The following is a 5,153-nucleotide window of genomic DNA, read 5'->3' as shown; positions in this document are numbered from 1 at the left end:
CGCTCGGAGGAGGAAATGCCCGCCCGCAAAGAAGAATATCATCATGCAATCCAGGAGGGAGTCGAGTTCCATTTTCTCCAGAACCCCGTGGAGATCCTCGGCAATGGTGAGGGATGGGTCACCGGCCTGACTGTGCAGCAGATGCAGCTCGGGGAACCGGACGCTTCTGGTCGCAGGCGCCCCCTGCCCATAGCCGGCCAGACCAGCAATGTCCCTGCGGACGTTGTCGTCGTAGCTATCGGCAACGACCCCAATCCACTGATCCCCGCCGCCCTCCCGGGTCTGCAAGTGAACAAGCACGGGGGGATCATCACCGACGAAGACACCATGGAGACCTCGGTTCCGGGAGTCTTCGCAGGTGGCGACATCGTGCTGGGCGCTGCGACAGTCATCCTGGCCATGGGCCAGGGTCGCAAAGCTGCACATGCCATCCACGCCTGGCTCACAAGGACTACCGAGACATCCTGAGGGTAGATCGGACATATCGAAAGCATTCATGGGCCGGAGTAAGTTTCCGGCCCATTTCGCTGTCCTTGCACTGCAGACATCCACGGCTATCATGCCTTGTGTGCCCATGCGCAGCACTACTGAGCTGCCAACGGAGAAGGGAGAAAACGATGGACAAACTGCGACGATTCATGAAGGAGAACTGGTGGAGATACCTGATGAACCTCGTTCTCGCCGGCGGTGTTTATTGGTCCTCGACCTGGTACGCCACGACCAACCATGCGACCACGAACGTGCACATCTTGCAGACAGCCTTTGATCGGTGGGTCCCGGTTATCCCGCAGTTCATCGTCCCGTACAACTGGCTGCAGCCTGTCCTCTACTTCTGTCTCCTGTTCTTCTTCGTCTTCCATCCGAAGATCTTCACGGCATTCGGCGTCGCCTTCATCGCCATCGAGGCTATCAGCAACGGCGTCTACATCGTATTCCAGACGCAAGTACCCCGTCCCACCGATCTGGTCGCGGGTACCAGCAGGTACGTCGACGCTCTGCTCGCAACATACAAAAGTGACAGCCCTTACAACTGCTTCCCATCGTTGCACTGTGGCCTGTCTGCTCTCGCCGCAAGTTTCTGGTGGGTCAAGAGACGCTACCGTCCTGTCGCCTGGCTGATGACGGTTTTTGCCGCGGTCACGGTCGTGGCGACCCAGGTCCTCAAACAACATGTTATCGCGGACACGGTCGGCAGTCTGCTGGCCATTGCGCTGTACCTTCTGGCCTATCGCATCTTCAACCTGAAGACGGAACACTGAGTCTCAGCTGGTCAGACGATCTGTGATGGGTCCCCCTGCATTCCTCTGCCTTGCATTCCTGTCTGTCTCGCACAGAATGAATGAAGAAGATTTTCTCCAGGAGGTGCCGTATGGCAGATGACGCATTGTTCGACAGCAGGGCCGACACTTATGACAACTGGTACACGACACCCTTGGGCGCCTACGAAGACGAGCTCGAAAATACGCTGGTCTTCAAGCATCTGGGCGCAGTGCGGGGCAAGACTATTCTGGACGTCGGATGTGGCACCGGACTGTACAGCATCCGGTTGTCCGAAAGCGGCGCGGACGTTACTGCCGTCGACATCTCCTCAAAAATGATTGAGATAGCCCGCCGCAAGGCCCAGGACCGCAGGCAGTACATTTGGTACGATCAGGCCGACATGGCCAAACTCCCCTACGAAAACAGGACCTTCGATATGGTCGTGTCGATTACTGCGCTCGAGTTTGCCGCGGACCCACTGCTGGCCCTCATGGAAATGGCCCGGGTATTACGGCCGGGTGGCAAGGTGGTCGTCGGTGTCCTCAACAACGATTGTCTATGGGCAGACGCTCGCCGCGAACGCGCCAAGCGCGAGGCGTCCATCTACGGGGCTGCTCATTTCTTCTCGTCGTCCGACCTGCGCTCGCTGTTCCACCGTACGGGCACTTTTGGTGCCCTGACGATGGAAAGTTGCATTTATACATTTCCTGACGAGGATGAGTTCCAGGACATCACTGCCTCGCGGCAGGAGTTCTTCGGCCGTTTGTTCAGGCCACTGACCGGCGCGTTCCTGGTCGGCACCGCGCGTAAGCGTTAGAGTCCCGGGGGAGAATCCGATGCTTGTCCGTGACTACATGATGCACGACGTCGTGACAATCGAGCCCGAGGCACGGTTGTCCGACGCTCTCAACATAATGCGCGCCCACAACGTCCACCGTCTTCCTGTCGTCGAAGACAACCTGTTAGTCGGCATCGTCTCCGAGAAAGACCTGCTGTACGCACTGCCCTCCGTGGACCGACCCATCAGCTGGGTGGAAGCTAGCGCCCAAGCTGCCGCCCTTCCTGTACGTCAGGTCATGCAGCACGGTGTGGTCACGGTCTGTCCTGACTGCCCCATCGAGTTGGCTGCTGCGACCATGACTGACCACAAGATCGGTGTATTGCCCGTCGTGAGCCCTCCGGAGTCGCATACACTTGTGGGAATCATCACCGAGACGGACATCTTCAGGTTGTTCGTCGAGATGCTCGGTTCCCGCGCACCGGGTGTCCGCGCATCTCTTGAGATAGACAACCGCAAGGGCGCTCTTGCCTCGCTGTTCAACCGTATCGTCGAAGCAGGCGGGGGAGTCACGACCGTGTCGTCGTTCCCTACAACATCGCCACATCGTCTCCGAATCATCCTCAAGGTGGCAGATGTAGACCAGGACACAATGCGTAGTCTCCTCAAGTCCGAGGAGACGGTGATCGATCTGCGCGAAATCCAGGGAGCTCGCTAGACCAGCTCCTCTTCGCAGGACAGTGGAAGGGCCGGCGGGTTCCGCTCGTCGCCTTTGGCCTGTCGCACCAGCTGGATCGCTTTCGAGATCGTCAGCCCCCTCGGTCACCAGGTCCGTGCCAAGCATCGAACCCATAATCATCTTTTATGGGTTTTGTCATTTTCACAACTGATTGCATTTTCAAAACTCAAGCCCCAGGATTTATGCAGGTCCATTCAGGGTCAATTGATAAAGTCTAGAGGAATTTCTTGCTCCAGACAAATAGATCTTTAAACAAGAACTACTTGAAGCTTAGAAATGGCAGATACCTTAGTGACTGTATCTGACAGCATAGCTAGCCGCAAACAAGATTGCACAAATTGCAACAATGACAATTATGATAATAAGCAAAACCTTCAGTAGTTTGTTCATGTCCTATACCGTCCTTTGTCACACTAACTCTGACAGCTACTAATGCTTGGCGAAGAAGTAATCAGCATCATTCTTTGCCAGCTCGCTAGTCTCTGGGTCCGTAGTCACGTTGGCTAATGCCTGCAAAGTCCTGGCAGTAGCTAGCTCATCGCCTTTGTGTGCCTTAAGCGCGTTGGCTCGCCTCACTTCAGCCGGTTCGTCCTTGTGCCAGTTCATTTCCACATTATGCTGGTACCACTTTTCACTTTCCGGCGTTTTGCCGGGTTTCCCTTTATCTTTGGTGTAAAAGGTGGTACCTTTTACCACGGTGCCGTCTTTGCGAACGTAACTCTTCCGGGTTACTTTGATTTGGGCCATCATGTTTCACCTCCTCTCCTGATTGGAAATGACTTTCTTATCTGGTTCAGAATCTGCCTGTTCAAATTATTCAATTCCAGCATGCCAATTTTATAGAGGTTCCGTCAATAGGTGTGTAAATAGGTTAGGCGACGGCAAGCGCCTCCTCCTGTTTGAGTTCTGCTAAATTAAGGGTATCTATGCCCAAGTAAACCTCTTTCAGTTTCTCCGGTGCATCCAGTTTTCGAAATCTCTGCTCGGCAATCAGGAGCATCTTCCAGGTCACCGCTGTGGCGTTGGCCACTTTCTTGTACCGTTTCGCCGCGTCAGTTCGCAGCCTGAGCGCCGCGAAAGGTGATTCTACCACGTTAGTCGTCCGGAGGTGTTTCCAGTGCTCCCTCGGGAACCGGTAAAAGGTCACCATCCGCTCCCAGTCCTGCTCCAGCGCTGCGGCCGCCCGGTCATAGCCTTCCTTCCGGCACCATCTGACGAAGTCATCTCGCCTGGCCCCGGCCTCCTCGTGAGTTTCCGAGTACACAATCCCCTGTAACTCACTTTTGGCCAGTCCTTGGGCCTTCTTCGGCAGCTTGTCGAGTACATTGCGCACCTTGTGATTCCAGCAGCGCTGCTCCATGGCATCGGGATAGACATTACTCAAGGCGCCCCAGATACCCAGGTGACCATCGCCCACGACCAGCCGGGGACAGTTCAGACCACGCTTTTTCAGGTCTCTCAACACCTCGGCCCAGCTTTCGCTGGACTCCCGGTAACCAGGCTCCACTGCCAGGATTACCTTCCGGCCGTCACTCAACCCGCCGATTACCACAAACAACGCCGATTTGGCTTTCTCCATCCCCGCTTTGACATACACACCGTCCACCCACAGGTAGACTACTTCAAGCCCCTCCAGGCTGCGCCGGCGCCACTCTTCCCATTCTGCCTGCCAACTCTCCTTGAGCCGGGCCACCGTACTGGCCGAGATGGGGGGCTTCTTCTCCCAGCAGACCTCTCAGAGCCAGGTCGAAATCACCTTCGGCTAGACCATGTAAATAAAGCTGGGGGATGAGCTGATTTACCTCTTTGCTCCTGCGGACAAACAGTGGCAGTATCCGGCTCTCGAAGCGTTCCTCCAGCCCCCTTACCCTGGGCCGGCGCACGGTGATAGTACCACAGCCCAACGTGAGCTTCCGTCCCTTCCCGTAGCCATTCCGGTAGACTGGCCGACTATCCAACGCGCCACGCCGCTCCGACTTGCCACGCCTCAGCAACTCCGTGACCTCGTCCTCCAGCAGAGTTTGTATAAACTCCCTTACCTTCATGCGTACCAGATCTTCCAGATAATCCCAGACTTCGCTTGACGACACCTTATGTGCTGTGGTTAGCTTTCCCATGGTGGTGAGTGCCCTCCTTCTGTTGTTTCTTCTCTAACAGAAAGGGTACTCGCCGCCGCTAACTAATTCCACACTTTTTGATTGTACCTCCGTGTAGGGTGAGCCAATGCCATAGAATCACCCATAAAAGAGGGGTTCTATGGCAAAACACAAATTGGCTGGCCTGACACTCTTACTCGCATGATTTCGTGGTGGTAGATGCCCTACCAATCATAAATATCACAGGGACCACCTTACATTCTTACCTCTTTTCAAATAC

General features: G+C 55.4%; 5 protein-coding genes and 1 pseudogene. 4 read left to right on the top strand and 2 right to left on the bottom strand.

From position 1 onward, the window contains the following. The 4 genes from SMC5_RS07875 to SMC5_RS07860 form a co-directional block, all read left to right on the top strand. Positions 1-468: FAD-dependent oxidoreductase (locus SMC5_RS07875; protein WP_165849032.1), on the top strand; the 468-nt coding region annotated here is incomplete at its 5' end. A gap of 149 nt (positions 469-617) precedes the next feature. Continuing rightward, positions 618-1,259 carry a phosphatase PAP2 family protein gene (locus tag SMC5_RS07870; protein WP_119120270.1) on the top strand — a complete coding sequence of 214 codons (642 nt, stop codon included), beginning with the start codon at positions 618-620 and terminating at the stop codon, positions 1,257-1,259. A gap of 110 nt (positions 1,260-1,369) precedes the next feature. Further along, complete coding sequence (locus SMC5_RS07865; protein WP_165846333.1) at positions 1,370-2,077, top strand: class I SAM-dependent methyltransferase; 708 nt, start codon at positions 1,370-1,372, stop codon at positions 2,075-2,077. Positions 2,078-2,096: 19 nt separating this feature from the next. Next, positions 2,097-2,756: a CBS domain-containing protein gene (locus SMC5_RS07860; protein WP_119120268.1), complete on the top strand. Its 660-nt coding sequence runs from the start codon at positions 2,097-2,099 to the stop codon at positions 2,754-2,756. 450 nt (positions 2,757-3,206) lie between these two features. On the opposite strand, the gene SMC5_RS07855 is transcribed toward SMC5_RS07860, so the two are convergent. Then, the gene (locus SMC5_RS07855; RefSeq protein WP_119120267.1) at positions 3,207-3,527 is read right to left on the bottom strand and encodes a hypothetical protein; all 321 of its coding nucleotides are present in this window, start codon (positions 3,525-3,527) and stop codon (positions 3,207-3,209) included. A gap of 121 nt (positions 3,528-3,648) precedes the next feature. Next, positions 3,649-4,894 (bottom strand): annotated as a pseudogene (locus SMC5_RS07850) (IS256 family transposase). Positions 4,895-5,153: the final 259 nt, after the last annotated feature.

The sequence above is a fragment of the Candidatus Cryosericum odellii genome, assembly GCF_003570935.1.
Taxonomy (GTDB): Bacteria; Caldisericota; Caldisericia; order Cryosericales; family Cryosericaceae; genus Cryosericum; species Cryosericum odellii.
This window is presented reverse-complemented; position numbering and strand designations above follow the sequence as displayed.

What these genes read in the sequence shown, in the direction of transcription:
- SMC5_RS07870 (WP_119120270.1), top strand. Translation starts at nt 618, where the DNA reads ATGGACAAACTGCGACGATTCATGAAGGAGAACTGGTGGAGATACCTG.
- SMC5_RS07865 (WP_165846333.1), top strand. Translation starts at nt 1,370, where the DNA reads ATGGCAGATGACGCATTGTTCGACAGCAGGGCCGACACTTATGACAAC.
- SMC5_RS07860 (WP_119120268.1), top strand. Translation starts at nt 2,097, where the DNA reads ATGCTTGTCCGTGACTACATGATGCACGACGTCGTGACAATCGAGCCC.
- SMC5_RS07855 (WP_119120267.1), bottom strand. Translation starts at nt 3,527, where the DNA reads ATGATGGCCCAAATCAAAGTAACCCGGAAGAGTTACGTTCGCAAAGAC.